This window comes from Telluria sp. ZT3P25 (assembly GCF_059685895.1).
This window is the reverse complement of record NZ_JCASIJ010000001.1, coordinates 49,930-65,051: the sequence shown is the minus strand read 5'-3', so window position 1 is coordinate 65,051 and position 15,122 is coordinate 49,930. Positions and strand designations below refer to the sequence as shown.

Here is a 15,122-nt window from a genome sequence, read left to right as displayed (position 1 = left end):
ATGATCAAATCAAAATATGGGGGAGGAAGCGTCATGTCAAACCTGGTCACGGAGATTACCGAAAAAATCCAGATGCTGAACGCAACAGAGAAACAGCAAGTGCTACACATGCTGCTGCAGGACATCGACGGGCCCGATCAGGACGCCGATGAAGCGTGGCGCAACGAAGTCGTGCGGCGCGTGCAAGCCATTCACAATGGTGAAGCAGCCATTCGCGCATTGAAGGAATGGCAGGACTGACAGCGTTCGGTGTGTTCGACAAAGAAAAAACCGCGGCATGCCGCGGTTTTTTTACGCCGGTCGGCGCTGTCTTATTTCGCCGCTGCCTTCTTGGCAGGCGCTTTCTTGGCCGCCGGCTTCTTGGCCACTGCTTTCTTGGCCGCAGGCGCTTTCTTGGCGGCTGGCTTGGCCGCGGCCTTGTGCGCCGCCTTCACCGGGGCGGCTGCGCCGTCGACCGCTGCTTCGGCATCCACCGCGCCATCGGCAGCGCCGGCCTTGACCTTGGCGCCCGGCTTGGCCTTGCGCTCTTCGAACTCGAAGCTGATCTTGTTGTCTTTGCCACGCACCAGGAACGCCTTGAACGCGCGCCGCGTGCGCTGCGACACAAAGCCCGGCAGCAGGTCGGTCTTGCCTTCATTGAGCAGCTTGCTCATCTGTTCAGGCAGGATCTCTTGCTGCAGGATGATGCGGCCGCTGCGGAAGTCGCACGTCTTTGGCTTGGCCACGCTGTGTTCGCACACATAGGCCAATGGCATTTCGAACACGCCGCCGGTGCACTTCGGGCACGGACCGACCGGTGTCTGGCCAGTAAAGTCCACGCCTTCGCCGTCGGCGCCTTCGTCGTCCTGGCCAAAGTCGAACTCGAGCTTGAAGTTCTTGATCTCTTCGTCGCGCACGATGCGCAGGATGGCGGCAAACGGGCGGCCCATTTTCGAGCGGAAGCCTTGCAGCGGGCCGATCGTGCGTTTTTCGAGCAGCTCTTCGACTTCGCTGATCTCGAACTGGCGGCTGCCCGGCGTCTTGCTCATCGAGAAATCGCACTTGGTGCAGGCAAAGCGGCGGTAGTTTTCCTTGACCACGCTCGCGCAGTTCGGGCACGGGGTCGTCAGCGTTGCGTAGTCGCCCGGGATCGTGTCGTTGCTGTATTCCTTGGCGCGCTTGACGATGATCTGGGTCATCTGGGCAATTTCGCGCATGAATTCTTCACGCGAGATCTTGCCCTTTTCCATTTGCGACAGCTTGAATTCCCATTCGCCGGTCAGTTCGGGCGCTGTCAGTTCATTCACGCCCAGGCCGCGCAGCAAGGTCATCAGCTGCGATGCTTTCGCGGTCGGCATCAGCTCGCGGCCTTCGCGCAGCAGGTATTTCTCGGTCAGCAGGCCTTCAATGATGGCGGCGCGCGTTGCCGGCGTGCCCAGGCCCTTGCCGGCCATCGCGTCGCGCAGCTCGTCCGAATCGATCAGCTTGCCGGCGCCTTCCATGGCCGACAGCAGCGTCGCTTCGTTGTAGCGTGCGGGCGGCTTGGTGACCAGGCCGTTGGCCGTGATTTTTTCGGTCAGGACTTTCTCGCCCTTGGCCACCGGCACCAGGTTGGCGCCATCCTTGTCGTCGCCCAGGTCCTTGCCGTACACGGCCAGCCAGCCGGGATTGGTCATGACCTTGCCTTCGGTCTTGAACTGGTGGCCCGACACTTCGGTAAAGCGCGTGGTGACCAAAAATTCGGCGGCCGGGAAGAACACGGCCAGGAAGCGGCGCGTGACCAGGTCGTACAGTTTCTGTTCCGGCTCGGACAGGTTTTTCGGCACGATGCCGGTCGGGATGATCGCGAAGTGATCCGAAATCTTGGTGTTGTCGAAAATGCGCTTGTTCGGCTTGACCCAGCCGCCCTTGGTCACTTGCTTGGCGAACTGGTTGTAGTTATTGGTCTCGGCCAGCGCGACGAGCGTTTCCTTGACCGTGGCAATATAGTCTTCGGGCAAGTGGCGCGAATCGGTACGCGGGTAGGTCAGCACCTTGTGCTTTTCGTACAGCGCCTGGGCCAGACCCAGCGTGTTCTTGGCCGAAAAACCGAAACGGCCGTTGGCTTCGCGCTGCAGGCTGGTCAGGTCGAACAGCGCTGGCGCCATCGACGTGGTCGGCTTGGATTCTTCGGTGACGGCGCCCTGCTTGCCGCGGCAGGCGGCGGCGATCGAGTCGGCTGCGGTCTTGCTCCACAGGCGTTCGGCGCGCTTTTCGGGGTCGTTCTCGTCCTTCTTGAACTTCTGGTCGAGCCAGCGGCCTTCGTAGATACCGGCGGCGCACACGAACTCGGCGCGCACCTCCCAGTAATCGCGGGCGACGAATTTCTTGATCTTTTCTTCACGCTCGACGACGATCGACAGCGTCGGCGTCTGCACGCGGCCGACGGTGGTCAGATAGAAGCCGCCCTCTTTCGAGTTGAACGCCGTCATGGCGCGCGTGCCGTTGATGCCGATCAGCCAGTCGGCTTCGGAGCGGCAGCGCGCGGCGTCGGCCAGCGGCAGCATTTCTTCGTCGCTGCGCAGGTTGGCGAAGCCGTCGCGGATCGCGCCGGCCGTCATCGACTGCAGCCACAGGCGCTTGACCGGTTGCTTGGCCTTCGCGTTCTGCGCAATCAGGCGGAAGATCAGTTCACCCTCGCGCCCGGCATCGCAGGCGTTGATCAGCGTCGTGACATCCTTGCGCTTGATCAAACGATTCAGCACCTTCAGGCGCGATTCGGTCTTGGCGATCGGATTGAGCGCGAAGTACGGCGGGATCATGGGCAGGTGCGTGAAGCTCCACTTGCCACGCTTGACGTCGTGCTCTTCGGGCACGGCGATTTCAAGCAGGTGGCCAACGGCCGACGAGAGCACGAATTCGTCCGATTCGAAGTACTCATCGTGCTTGGTGAAGCCGCCCAGTGTCTTGGCGATGTCGTTCGCGACCGACGGCTTCTCGGCGATGATGAGGGATTTGGTCATAGTGTTTCTCGTCGTACTGTCTATATAGTGTGGGGCTTGCGCATCATACATGCTCAAGCTGGCGCTGGTGAAATTCCAGCCATCATGCCAGTTTGGTAACGTCCTGAAGGAAGCGGCCAATGATAAGCGGGTTCCCGCGCTTCCGGCAAGGGGCCGCCCCATGCTGGTGCATTCAGGCAGGTATGCCAGAAATACAAAACGGGGCGCGCAGCCCCGTTCAGTCGTTACCATTATTGCATTATCTTCAATGCAACAACCGCGGCTCCTGCTCGTCGTCATCGCTGAACAGATCGTCGAACATCAGCGCGTCCGGCTCCTTGCCCTGACTCCACAGCACCATCAACACGATGATCTTGAGCTTGCTCAATGCAATGGGCGATTCGTCGCACGCCAGTGCACGCTCGATGACGATTTCGCGCTGGATCGGGCCGAGGACCTTGGCGCTTTCGAGGAAGGCGATAAAGCCGATCGCTGCGCTGCCGAGCTCGATATATTCTTCGTCGACGTAGTAACGCGTGCCGGTGGAAGCATCGATGGTTTCGGGCAGCGGCGCGTCGGTCAACCCGCCCAGCCAGTCGAGCGCCTCCGTGATTTCGATGTCATCGAAACCAACGGCGGAGAGCTTGCGCGCCAGGGCTGCCGGCTCGGGGCAGGCGTCGGGACGGTAGTACGTCTCGTAGAGATAGACCAGGATGTCGAACATAGTGACGCTACTGTATCAGCTAAACTTCGTGAGGCACAAGTGGAGCACGCCCGCCACGCCGCACCGCGGGAAAACCGTTGTATCCAAGCCTTGTTCAATAAGCCAGCATATTAAAAACCATTAGAAACAAGCACATACCATTCGCATAATGCGGATCGGGGAGCATGGCCGGCGTGTCACTGCCAGTCACAAATACGGCCTGCAACGACGCTGTCAACGCCAGATGCGCTGTACTCGCCCGCCCGGCAACCGGGTCACGAAGCCGGCCAGTTCCAGTGCGAGCAGGCGCGCCCCGAGGGCGCCGGGATCGAGCGCCAGGCGGCCCAGCAACTCGTCGAGCGTGACCGGTTCGTGGCCCAGGGCGCCAAGCAGGATGGCGTCGTCGTCCGACGCAGGCGCAACCGCAGCGGCCTGCGGCAAGCGTGCCAGCGGCGACACGCGCATGGCCATCAACACATCGTCCACCGTCTCGACCAGTTGCGCGCCCTCGCGGATCAGGCGGTGACAGCCCTTGGTCAGCGCCGAATGAATGGAGCCGGGCAACGCGAACACGTCGCGGCCCTGCTCGGCCGCCATCTGCGCCGTGATCAGCGAGCCGGACTGCGCCGCCGCCTCGATCACCAGCACGCCCGCCGCCAGGCCGCTGATGATGCGGTTGCGGCGCGGGAAGTTGGCGCCCAGCGGCGGCGTGCCCAGCGCATATTCGCTGACGATGCAGCCCTGTTCGGCAATCCGGTGCGCCAGCGCGCGATTGCGCGCCGGATAGACGCGGTCCAGGCCCGTGCCAACGACGGCAATCGTCGAGCCGGCCCCGCGTAGCGCGCCTTCGTGCGCCGCGGTATCGATCCCCAGCGCCAGCCCCGACACCACGCACAGTCCGGCACCGGACAGCGCGGCGGCGAACGATTCGGCATCCAACCGGCCCTGCACGCTGGCATTGCGGCTGCCCACGACCGCGACCAGCGGCTGCGTCAGCAAGTCGAGGCGGCCGCTGACATATAACAGCAGCGGCGGATCGGGGATCTGGGCCAGCGCCGGCGGATAACGGGGATCGTGGAAGGTAACGAGACGGTGGTCGGGCACGGTCAGCCAGGCCAGCGTGGTGTCGATGAGCGCCGCCAGCGCGGGCGTGACGGGCGCGCAGATGGCGCGTGCCTGGGCTGGCGTGACGTGCGCGCCCAGCGCTGCCGGGCCGGCGCGCAGGATGGCGCCGGGGCTGCCGAACGCGGCCAGCAACGCATGCACGCTGCGGCACCCTACCCCGTCGGCCTGTTCCAGGCGCAGCCAGTCGGCGATTCGGGTGGCGCGCTGCTCAAGCGGTAGGCGGGGGTCCGTGGCCTGCACGGCGGGGTTACTCCGGTGATTTGACCACGTCGCCGACTTGCACGGGCGCTGTCACCGTCATGATCAAGCCGTACGAGACGTTCTTGAAGACGCGGAAGATGAACAGGCTGCCATTTTGCTCGTCGGGCATTTTCAACTGGGCACGCCCCATGCCGAGGAAGCCCCGGCTCGCCGGGTCGGCCACAGTCTTCCCGACATGATAGAGCTGCAGCACGGCGCCGACATCGAGTCCGTCAACCGCGCCCCGGTTGACAGTCACGACCTGGCTCTGGCCGGCGTAGGTCACGCCGGCGTAAATGGACATCACGCGCGCGTCGATCGGTTGCAGCGGCGCATGTGGCACGTAATTGCGCACCGGCGTGGGCGGCTGCGGTACCAGCAGATCGCCCACGCCCATCTCGCGCACGGTGTCGACGACCTGGAACGTGTGCGCATCGACGCCGGGGCCGGCCGGGGTGACGAGCTTGACGCTGCCCAGGAAGGCCGCTTCATGCGCCATCACCTTGCCGGTCTGCGGATCGCGCAGCACGGTGCCGGGCCGGAACACCTGGTACACCGTGTCGCTCGTGAGCGCGCCGTGGACGTACACGCGGTCGCCCATACCCAGGTAGAAACGGCCTTCCTGCGAGGCGACGATGCGCGGCGCGCCGGCCAGCTCGTCGGCTTCGACCACCAGCGGCTGGGTCAGGTACGGCTCAATGGCGCCGGCGGGGATCGACGGCACCGCGCCCTGGCCCGTACCTTCGCTGCGCACTTGCGGCGACAGGCGCGTCAGCGGCGGCTGGCCACGGCCATCGCCATCCTCGCCAGGCCGGTTGAACGACAGGCGGCCGCGCGCGCGGTCGAACCAGATCACCTGGCCCGGATAGATCCAGTGCGGGTTGCGAATTTCATCACGGTTCATGCCCCAGACCTGCGGCCAGCACCATGGGTTGCGCAAGAACTTGCCAGAAATGTCCCAGAGGGTGTCACGCTTGACGACAACGTGCTTGTCGGGAGCGTCGGAGCGAAACGCGCAGGCCGCCGACGGGGCGCTGGCATTCGTCTGGGCCACGGCGGCGCCGCTCGCGGCGCAGGCCAGCAAGGCCACCGCTGCAGCATGGGCCATGACTGTGCTAAAATTTTTCATTGAAGACGTCCGTTAAGTCCGGCGTTAAGACAGCGTAAATCCGAATACGATTGCAGGCCGCGCGTGAATTCCGCCCGGCCGCGGCGCCAGAAGCATCACGACGTACCGCTCCCCGCCCACGGAAGGGTTGCTGTATAGAATCAAATTCTGCACACAATTGCCTGAACTAGCAAGACAAACCGGCGTTTGTCCTGCGGGGCGTGTGGTGCATTTGCTGTTCGAAATTGCCCGCGCTCTAGCCCCCCGTCAACCGCACCCACCTCTCGAAATCCGAACTGATCATGGCCCTACTCGACATCCTTCGCTATCCCGACCCACGTCTGCACAAGATTGCCACGCCCGTGACCGAATTCGGCACCGAGCGCCTGCGCACGCTGGTTGCGGACATGGCCGACACCATGTATGACGCGCCTGGCGTTGGCCTGGCTGCGAGCCAGGTGGACGTGCACGAGCAGGTCGTCACGATCGACGTCACCGAAGCGCAGGACGACCTGATGGTCTTCATCAATCCTGAAATCACCTGGTCGAGCGACGAGCGCGCGGTGTACGACGAAGGCTGCCTGTCGGTGCCGGGCGTGTACGACGGCGTCGAGCGCCCATCGCGCGTCAAGGTGCGCGCCTTCGATCTGGACGGCAAAGAGTTCACGGTCGACGCCGATGGCCTGCTGGCCGTCTGCATCCAGCACGAGATGGATCACCTCAAGGGCAAGGTGTTTGTCGAATACCTGTCGCCACTGAAACGCAACCGCATCAAGGCCAAGCTGCAAAAAGAAGAGCGCGGCCTGGCGCGTGAAGCGGCCCAGCGCGGCGCGCGTCGTTGATGAAGGTCGTCTTTGCCGGCACGCCGGAGTTTGCCGCCGTCGCCCTGCGTGCGATCCACGAAGCCGGCTTCACCGTGCCGCTGGTACTGACCCAGCCCGACCGCCCGGCCGGGCGCGGGATGCAGTTGCAGGCTTCCAGCGTCAAGCAATACGCGCTGGCGCATGGCATGCCGGTCGCGCAGCCGCTGTCGCTGCGCACCGACAGCAAGGACCCCGAACGCGCCGAACAGGCACGCGCGGCCCATGCGCAGCTGCTGGCACTGGACTATGACGTGATGGTAGTGGCGGCCTATGGCCTGATCCTGCCGCGCAGCACGCTCGAGATCCGCCCCTGCATCAATATTCACGGCTCGCTGCTGCCACGCTGGCGGGGCGCCGCGCCGATCCACCGCGCGATCGAGGCGGGTGACGTTGACGCCGGCGTGACCATCATGGAAATGGAAGAAGGCCTCGACACCGGCCCGATGCTGCTGATGGAAGGCTTGCCGATCGAGGCCGCCGACACCACCGGCACGCTGCACGACAAGGTGGCGGCGCTGGGCGCGCGCATGATCGTCGAGGCGCTGCACAAGATGGCCGCTGGCGAATTGGTGGCCACACCGCAGCCCGAAAGCGGCGTGACCTACGCAGCCAAGATCACGAAAGAAGAAGCCAAGCTCGATTTCGCACTGCCAGCGGACGTCCTGGCGCGCAAGATCCGCGCCTTCAATCCGTTCCCCGGTGCGAACGGCGTGGTCGATGGCGTGGCGCTCAAGATCTGGCATGCCGTTGCGGTGGAAGGCAGCGGCGCACCGGGCCAGGTGCTGCAGGCCGATGCGGACGGGATCGTGGTGGCGTGTGGCGCGGGCGCGCTGCGCCTGACCGAGCTGCAAAAACCGGGTGGCAAGCGCCTGGCGGCAGCAGAATTCCTGAAGGGCTTTGCGCTGACGGGACTGCAGTTCAGCTAACGAAGCACGCGCTCCGAATACGACAAGGCAGCCCACGGGCTGCCGTTTTTGTCTTCACGCCATGAAAAAGGCGCCTCGACGGCGCCTTGCAACTGCTTAGTCTGCCTGCGAATCACGCTCGGCATCCATGTGTTCACGCAGAACCTGGTTGATGCGGGTCTGATAGCCAGGACCTGCGGCCTTGAACCATTCAAGCATATCCACATCCAGGCGGATCGTGACGATCTGTTTCACACCATTGCTGGCGACTTGAGGTTTCGACGATGCTGCTGGCTCCGGGTTGCGGTCCATCGGCTGATCCCAGTCCGGTCGATATTCTTTGTTCATGCGTTATCCCATCTGTTCACGCCACTCGCGGTGGCTTGACTTGATTGTCGTCTCACCATGTAACGTAAAGATTGCTGCACAACTGTGAATTGTAACGCCATGTAACACATTGCATGTTACATACAAAAGGATACATACACAGGGTCAACTTTTAGCGATATCAACGGCTTGGCGTATAATCGTAGACCGCCCAACAGGCAACATCTTCAAGCCGCCCTCCTCGAAAGACCTCACCATGAACGCCCGCTCCAACGCCATTTCGCCGATCGAAACCCAGCTGCGTGACATCCTCGCGCGCCGTATCATGATCCTGGATGGCGCGATGGGCACGATCATCCAGCAGTACAAGCTCGATGAAGCGGCGTATCGCGGCGAGCGGTTTGCGACGTTCGCTGCGCCCGAAGGCAGTGGCGCGCGCGAGCTGTTCGTCAAGGGTAACAATGAGCTGCTGACGCTGACGCAGCCGCAGATCATCCAGGAAATCCACGAACGCTATCTAGCCGCCGGCGCCGACCTGCTTGAAACAAACACGTTCGGCGCGACCGGCGTGGCGCAGGACGACTATCACATGGCGCACCTGGCCTACGAGATGAACGTGCAAGCGGCCCGGCTCGCGCGCGCTGCCTGCGACAAGTACTCGACGCCAGAGAAGCCGCGCTTTGTCGCCGGCGCGCTCGGCCCGACGCCCAAGACCGCGTCGATTTCGCCTGACGTGAACGACCCGGCGGCGCGCAACGTGACGTTCGACCAGCTGGTCGCGTCCTACCATGAGCAGGTGCGCGGCCTGGTCGACGGCGGCGCCGACGTGCTGCTGGTCGAGACGATCTTCGACACGCTCAATTGCAAGGCGGCGCTGTTTGCGATCGACCTGTACTTCGACGAACACCCGGACGTGCCGCGCCTGCCCCTGATGATCTCGGGCACCGTGACCGATGCTTCGGGCCGCATCCTTTCGGGCCAGACCGTGCCCGCCTTCTGGAATTCGGTGCGCCACGCCAAGCCGCTGACCATTGGCCTGAATTGCGCGCTGGGCGCCGCCCTGATGCGCCCGTACGCGCAAGAGCTGTCGAACATCGCCGACACCTTCGTCTGCATCTACCCGAACGCCGGTCTGCCCAACCCGATGAGCGACACGGGCTTTGACGAACTGCCCGCAGACACGTCCGCGCTGCTGCGCGAATTCGCCGATGCGGGCTTCATCAATATCGCCGGTGGCTGCTGCGGCACGACGCCGGAGCACATCAACGCGATCGCGACCATCCTGGAGCAGCACGCGCCACGCATGATCCCCGAGATCCCGGTGGCGATGCGCCTGTCGGGCCTCGAGCCGTTCACGATTGACGAGTCGTCGCTGTTCGTCAACGTCGGCGAGCGCACCAACGTGACGGGCTCGAAAGCGTTTGCGCGCATGATCCTCAACGAGCAATTCGACGAGGCGCTGTCGGTCGCGCGCCAGCAGGTCGAGAACGGCGCCCAGGTCATCGACATCAATATGGACGAAGCGATGCTCGACTCGCAGGCGGCCATGACGCGCTTTTTGAACCTGATCGCGTCGGAACCCGATATCTCGCGCGTGCCGGTGATGATCGACTCGTCGAAGTGGTCGGTGATCGAAGCGGGCCTGAAGTGCGTGCAGGGCAAGGCGATCGTCAACTCGATCTCGATGAAGGAAGGCGAAGAAGAATTCATTCGCCAGGCAGTCCTGTGCCGCCGCTACGGCGCGGCTGTGATCGTGATGGCATTCGACGAACAGGGCCAGGCCGACACGTTCGCGCGCAAGACCGAGATCTGCGCGCGCGCCTATAAAGTGCTGACCGAGCAGGTGGGCTTCCCGCCCGAAGACATCATTTTTGATCCGAACATTTTCGCGATCGCGACCGGCATCGAAGAACACGACAACTACGCCAACGACTTCATTCAGGCGTGCCAGTGGATCCGCGACAATCTGCCGTACGCGAAGATCTCGGGCGGCGTGTCGAACGTGTCGTTCAGCTTCCGCGGCAACGATCCGGCGCGTGAAGCGATCCACACCGTGTTCCTGTACCATGCGATCAAGGCCGGTCTGACGATGGGCATCGTCAACGCCGGCATGGTCGGCGTCTACGACAACCTGGCGCCCGAACTGCGCGAGCGTGTCGAGGACGTCGTGCTCAATCGCCGCAAGGACGCCACCGAGCGCATGATCGAGATCGCCGGTACGCTCAAAGCCGGCGGCAACAAGCAGGAACAGAACCTCGAGTGGCGTGAAGCGGCGGTCGAACAGCGCCTGGCGCACGCGCTGGTGCATGGCATCACGCAGTGGATCGTCGAGGACACCGAAGAAATGCGCCAGCAGGTGCTGGCGTCAAAAGGCCGCCCGATTCACGTGATCGAAGGCCCGCTGATGGATGGCATGAACATCGTCGGCGACCTGTTCGGCCAAGGCAAGATGTTCCTGCCGCAGGTGGTCAAGTCGGCGCGCGTGATGAAGCAGGCCGTGGCGCACCTGGTGCCGTTCATCGAAGAAGAAAAGGCGCTCGAAGAAGCGCGCACCGGCATCGTCTCCAAGCCGAAGGGCAAGATGGTGATCGCCACCGTCAAGGGCGACGTGCACGACATCGGCAAGAACATCGTCTCGGTGGTCATGCAGTGCAATAACTTCGAGATCGTCAATATGGGCGTGATGGTGCCGTGCGCCGACATCCTCGCGCGTGCGAAGGAAGAAAACGCGGACATGGTGGGCCTGTCGGGCCTGATCACGCCATCGTTAGAGGAGATGGCGCACGTGGCGCGCGAGATGCAGCGCGATCCGTACTTCCGCGACCGCAAGATGCCGCTCCTGATCGGCGGCGCAACCACCAGCCGCGCGCACACGGCCGTGAAGATCGCACCGTTCTACGACGGCCCGGTGGTGTACGTGCCGGATGCATCGCGTTCGGTCTCGGTCGGCCAGTCGCTGGTCACGGACGACACGCGCGACGCCTACATCATCGAGCTGGCGCAGGACTACGAACGCATCCGCATCCAGCACGCCAGCAAGAAGGCGCTGCCGATGCTCACGCTCGAGCAGGCCCGCGCCAACAAGGCGCGCCTTGATTTCGCACCGGTAAAACCGAAGTTCATTGGCCGCCGCATCTTCAAGAACGTCGACCTGGGCATGATCGCGCGCTACATCGACTGGGGCCCGTTCTTCCAGACCTGGGACCTGGCCGGCCCGTTCCCCGGCATCCTCACCGACGCGGTCGTGGGCGACGCCGCGAGCAAGGTGTTTGCCGAAGGCCAGGCAATGCTCAAGCGGATCATCGAAGGCCGCTGGCTGTCGGCCAACGGCGTCATCGCGCTGCTGCCAGCGAACACGGTGCATGACGACGACATCGAAATCTACACCGACGAATCGCGCTCGCAGGTGGCGCTGACCTGGTACGGCCTGCGCCAGCAGGGCGTGAAACCCATGGTGAACGGCGAACAGCGCCCAAACCAGTGCATCGCCGACTTCATCGCGCCAAAGGACAGCGGCGTCGCCGACTACATCGGCATGTTCGCCGTGACCGCCGGCCTGGGCATCGAGAAGCACGAGCAGCGCTTTGAAGCCGCGCACGACGACTACTCGTCGATCATGCTCAAGTCACTGGCCGACCGCCTGGCCGAAGCGTTCGCCGAATACCTGCACGAACGCGTGCGCACCGACCTGTGGGGTTATGCCGTCGGCGAAGACCTGAGCAACGAAGCGCTGATCGCCGAAAAATACCTGGGCATCCGCCCCGCCCCCGGCTACCCGGCCTGCCCCGAGCACACAGTCAAAGCCGACATGTTCGCCACGCTGCAAGCCGAAGAAATCGGCATGCAACTGACCGAATCCTACGCCATGTACCCCGGCGCCGCCGTCTCCGGCTTCTACCTGGCCCACCCCGACTCAAAATACTTCGTCGTCGGCAAAATCGCCAACGACCAGGTCGACGACATGGCCACCCGCCGCAACATGGACAAACAAGAAGTCGAACGCCACCTGGCCCCCAACCTCTCCTGACCCAATTAGGGTCAGAGTAGAATTAATTAGTAATTTTTCCGAAAATCACGCTTTTTAATTAGGGTCAGAGTCGAATTATTGAGCAATTGCTCTCGCCAATAGCGGTCTCGGCCATTTGCGGCCTTGCGGATTGGAAAAGTTGTCAAACAATTCGACTCTGACCCTAATTGTTGGGTAATTGCTTTTCTGGCTGGGAATGTGAAACGGGCCGGCAGTTTCCTGGCGGCCCGATTGGGTGATGCTGCTGGTGACGTCAGATCGCGTAGCGTACGACCTTGTCGCTCCATTCGAATGCGGCCACTTCGAGCTCGGCCAGATCGTCGCCATCGAAGGCCAGTGACTTCAGCCCTGCCAGCATATCGTCCTGCTCGTCGTCCATGCGCTCGATCGATTCGGCCAGCTTGAGCAGTTCGCCAAAGAAGCCCGTGCGGTTCAGGAGCGCGGCGCGTACTTCGTCGATCACGGGGATTTGTTCGACGATGTCGCGCATCGGAATGCAGAACAGCGTGTCCATCAACGACATCATGCCGACCGTGAACGCGATGTCGGCAACGTTGCGCTGCCCCGGGCGCATGCGCTGGGCCAGCAGCTCCATCAGGCGCGCGCGGGTTGTGGCCAGCATCAGGAGCGGACTCTGGCTGTGGCCCCGTACATCGGGCTCGGCAAACAGCAGGATCTGCAACCAGCGCTGCAACTGGCGCCGGCCCAGCAGGGTCAGGGCCTGGCTGATCGATTCGATGCGCCGCCCTGCACCGACGGCCGGCGTGTTCACCAGGCGCAGCAGGTTCAGGCCAATCGTCACTTCGCGTTTGACCACCTGCTCGATCTCGGCATTGTCGGCATCCGACATGATCAGATTCATCAGGTCGAGCACCGTCGTCTGCGACGGCGACAGCTTGCGCCCCGCGATCACCGATGGCTTGGCAAAATAATAGCCCTGGAAATAGTCGAAGCCGACGTCCAGGCAGGTCCGGTATTCGGTGAGGTTCTCGACCTTCTCGGCCACCAGCCGCTTGCCCGTGGTGCGCAGACGCGGCGCGAGCGACAGCATCGTCACGAGCGGCAGCGCGCGCAGATCCATTTTGACGAAGTCGATCACCGGCAGCAAACGCGACAGCGCTGCGCCATGGGCAGATGCTTCGGCAGCAAAGCGAAAACCGTGCGCCGCCAGATGCGTCATGCGGTTGATGACATCGACATCGGGCTCGACCGAGCTGACGATGTCCAGCACCGTGCGCTCGCGCGGCATGAACGCGAACATATCGCTCATCAGCGCCTCTTTGTCGACATTGATGAACGCGGTCGCATCGCCAATCGCGCGCGGCAGGCCGAGCTGGGACGCATGGTGGATGACGCTGGCGCTGGCCGACAGGCCGGATTCGAATTCGGCTGGCCCCTGGGCACTGCCCCGGAACAGCAATTCGTAACCAAACAATGCCTGGTTACGGTCCAGCACTGGCTGGCGCGCGAGGAAGAAATTGCGCATGCGCAGTGGCTGGGATGCCTCGTCGAGGCGGGCTGTATCGGTCATGTCATTCTCAATATCGCGGCAACTAATCTACTTTACCGCATCCCAATGACAGTTGGGTTTCCTAAAATAAATTTTTTGTGAGAATGTTGGGGAACGATCAACCTGTTGACAATGTCGCCACGTCCTGCGGCAGACCATCGACGAATACTTTCAGCTCACCCGGCGCGAAATGGGTCCATTCCTCGTTCGTCGTCAGCGGTTCAGTCACGATGATGGCGACCCGGTCATCGGGCGTCGTCACCTGCGAAAAGTCGACCGACAGGTCTTCGTCCGACAGGCAGGCCGTCACGAACGGGTGCTTGCGCACGACGTAGCACAGCTTGGTCGAGCAATGCGTGTACAGCGCCGTGCCATCCGACAGCATCATATTGAAGGTGCCATGGGCAGCGATGCCGGGAATGATGCGCTCGAGCGCCCCGGCCAGCGCCGTGCGTGTCGGCGCCGTGTCGCCAAACTCGCGGCGCAGGCTTTGCAGCAGGAAGCAGAAGGCCAGCTCGCTGTCGGTCGTGCCCACGGGCCGGAAAGCGCCATCGAGTACGGGTGCAAATCCCTTGAGGTCGCCGTTATGGGCAAACACCCAGTAGCGGCCCCACAATTCGCGCACGAACGGATGACAGTTTTCCAGCGCCACCTGGCCAACGGTGGCCTTGCGGATATGGGCAATGACGTTGGTGGATTTGATCGGGTAACGCTTGATCAGCTCGGCGATCGGCGAAGCGACTGCCGCCTGGTGATCGACGAAGTGGCGTACGCCGGTACCTTCGAAGAACGCGATTCCCCAGCCATCGTGGTGGGTATCGGTATGGCCGCCGCGGTGGGCGAAGCCGGTAAAAGAAAAGACAATGTCAGTAGGGACATTGCAGTTCATTCCAAGTAACTGGCACATGGGTACAGCTTCGTATGCTACTGAAATGAGAGCGCCATCACCTTGGCTGGCAATGGCGCGGCAGGTACTTCACCAGCGGCTTAATGCAGCACCACCGGTTGGCTCATGAGCGTGTCGTACTCGCCCAGGAATTCGTCGATTTCTTCCATCGTCGGCTCGCTGGCGATCAGATTGTTGACATCGCGCCGGAACGATTGCGCGAGCCGGCCGCCGATGAACGCTTCGCGTCGGCCGGTCTTGTCGACGATCTCGAAGCCACCAAAGCGCAGTGCTTCGAGTTCACGGTCGACACCGAATTCGACGACGCTGTACTGTTCACTGTTGTAGATCATGTTCATGTTGACTCCTTCGATCAGAAAGTTGGTGCCAACCTGCCGGGTGGCGGCAAATGGCAGGCTGTTCACTTCGATAAAGAGGTGGGGCTGGCCGGCTGGATTTCAAGTGAAC

At 62.7% G+C, this 15,122-nt stretch carries 12 protein-coding genes; 4 read left to right on the top strand and 8 right to left on the bottom strand.

What is annotated here, in order from left to right; genetic code table 11:
- Complete coding sequence (locus tag AC56LY_RS00290) at positions 1 to 240, top strand: addiction module protein (protein ID WP_499575485.1); 240 nt, start codon at positions 1 to 3, stop codon at positions 238 to 240.
- Between the two features lie 71 nt (positions 241 to 311).
- Here AC56LY_RS00290 and AC56LY_RS00285 read toward each other — a convergent pair whose 3' ends face one another.
- From AC56LY_RS00285 to AC56LY_RS00270, 4 genes are all read right to left on the bottom strand, one after another.
- Positions 312 to 2,981 (bottom strand): DNA topoisomerase III, encoded by a 2,670-nt coding sequence (locus AC56LY_RS00285; protein ID WP_499575481.1) that lies wholly within the window; start codon positions 2,979 to 2,981, stop codon positions 312 to 314.
- Positions 2,982 to 3,225: 244 nt separating this feature from the next.
- A complete protein-coding gene (locus AC56LY_RS00280; protein WP_183556726.1) occupies positions 3,226 to 3,684 on the bottom strand; it encodes a Smg family protein in 459 nt (152 codons plus the stop codon).
- A 213-nt stretch (positions 3,685 to 3,897) separates the two neighbouring features.
- Positions 3,898 to 5,028 carry a DNA-processing protein DprA gene (gene dprA, locus AC56LY_RS00275; protein ID WP_499575476.1) on the bottom strand — a complete coding sequence of 377 codons (1,131 nt, stop codon included), beginning with the start codon at positions 5,026 to 5,028 and terminating at the stop codon, positions 3,898 to 3,900.
- Positions 5,029 to 5,035: 7 nt separating this feature from the next.
- Positions 5,036 to 6,157: a LysM peptidoglycan-binding domain-containing protein gene (locus AC56LY_RS00270; protein WP_499575473.1), complete on the bottom strand. Its 1,122-nt coding sequence runs from the start codon at positions 6,155 to 6,157 to the stop codon at positions 5,036 to 5,038.
- Positions 6,158 to 6,438: 281 nt separating this feature from the next.
- Between AC56LY_RS00270 and def the strand changes: the two genes are divergently transcribed.
- Positions 6,439 to 6,978: a peptide deformylase gene (def, locus tag AC56LY_RS00265; protein WP_499575471.1), complete on the top strand. Its 540-nt coding sequence runs from the start codon at positions 6,439 to 6,441 to the stop codon at positions 6,976 to 6,978.
- The gene (gene fmt / locus AC56LY_RS00260) at positions 6,978 to 7,925 is read left to right on the top strand and encodes a methionyl-tRNA formyltransferase (protein ID WP_499575469.1); all 948 of its coding nucleotides are present in this window, start codon (positions 6,978 to 6,980) and stop codon (positions 7,923 to 7,925) included. The genes def and fmt overlap by 1 nt, the downstream gene beginning before the upstream one ends.
- A 96-nt stretch (positions 7,926 to 8,021) precedes the next feature.
- On the opposite strand, the gene AC56LY_RS00255 is transcribed toward fmt, so the two are convergent.
- Positions 8,022 to 8,252, bottom strand: coding sequence for a BrnA antitoxin family protein (locus AC56LY_RS00255; RefSeq protein WP_499575467.1), 231 nt, complete (start codon positions 8,250 to 8,252; stop codon positions 8,022 to 8,024).
- Between the two features lie 235 nt (positions 8,253 to 8,487).
- Between AC56LY_RS00255 and metH the strand changes: the two genes are divergently transcribed.
- Complete coding sequence (metH, locus tag AC56LY_RS00250) at positions 8,488 to 12,258, top strand: methionine synthase (RefSeq protein WP_499575465.1); 3,771 nt, start codon at positions 8,488 to 8,490, stop codon at positions 12,256 to 12,258.
- Between the two features lie 253 nt (positions 12,259 to 12,511).
- On the opposite strand, the gene AC56LY_RS00245 is transcribed toward metH, so the two are convergent.
- From AC56LY_RS00245 to AC56LY_RS00235, 3 genes are all read right to left on the bottom strand, one after another.
- Positions 12,512 to 13,789 (bottom strand): EAL and HDOD domain-containing protein, encoded by a 1,278-nt coding sequence (locus AC56LY_RS00245; protein WP_499575463.1) that lies wholly within the window; start codon positions 13,787 to 13,789, stop codon positions 12,512 to 12,514.
- A gap of 97 nt (positions 13,790 to 13,886) precedes the next feature.
- A complete protein-coding gene (locus AC56LY_RS00240) occupies positions 13,887 to 14,675 on the bottom strand; it encodes a class II glutamine amidotransferase (RefSeq protein WP_499575460.1) in 789 nt (262 codons plus the stop codon).
- Positions 14,676 to 14,755: 80 nt separating this feature from the next.
- On the bottom strand, positions 14,756 to 15,013 hold the full coding sequence (locus AC56LY_RS00235) for a BTH_I0359 family protein (RefSeq protein ID WP_343024945.1): 258 nt from the start codon (positions 15,011 to 15,013) through the stop codon (positions 14,756 to 14,758).
- Between the last annotated feature and the right edge of the window lie 109 nt (positions 15,014 to 15,122).

Bases quoted from the DNA above. Each gene is read 5' to 3' on its own strand.
- AC56LY_RS00280 (WP_183556726.1), bottom strand. From the start codon at position 3,684: ATGTTCGACATCCTGGTCTATCTCTACGAGACGTACTACCGTCCCGAC.
- def (WP_499575471.1), top strand. From the start codon at position 6,439: ATGGCCCTACTCGACATCCTTCGCTATCCCGACCCACGTCTGCACAAG.
- AC56LY_RS00240 (WP_499575460.1), bottom strand. From the start codon at position 14,675: ATGTGCCAGTTACTTGGAATGAACTGCAATGTCCCTACTGACATTGTC.
- AC56LY_RS00255 (WP_499575467.1), bottom strand. From the start codon at position 8,252: ATGAACAAAGAATATCGACCGGACTGGGATCAGCCGATGGACCGCAAC.
- metH (WP_499575465.1), top strand. From the start codon at position 8,488: ATGAACGCCCGCTCCAACGCCATTTCGCCGATCGAAACCCAGCTGCGT.
- AC56LY_RS00285 (WP_499575481.1), bottom strand. From the start codon at position 2,981: ATGACCAAATCCCTCATCATCGCCGAGAAGCCGTCGGTCGCGAACGAC.
- fmt (WP_499575469.1), top strand. From the start codon at position 6,978: ATGAAGGTCGTCTTTGCCGGCACGCCGGAGTTTGCCGCCGTCGCCCTG.
- AC56LY_RS00245 (WP_499575463.1), bottom strand. From the start codon at position 13,789: ATGACCGATACAGCCCGCCTCGACGAGGCATCCCAGCCACTGCGCATG.
- AC56LY_RS00235 (WP_343024945.1), bottom strand. From the start codon at position 15,013: ATGAACATGATCTACAACAGTGAACAGTACAGCGTCGTCGAATTCGGT.
- AC56LY_RS00290 (WP_499575485.1), top strand. From the start codon at position 1: ATGATCAAATCAAAATATGGGGGAGGAAGCGTCATGTCAAACCTGGTC.
- AC56LY_RS00270 (WP_499575473.1), bottom strand. From the start codon at position 6,157: ATGAAAAATTTTAGCACAGTCATGGCCCATGCTGCAGCGGTGGCCTTG.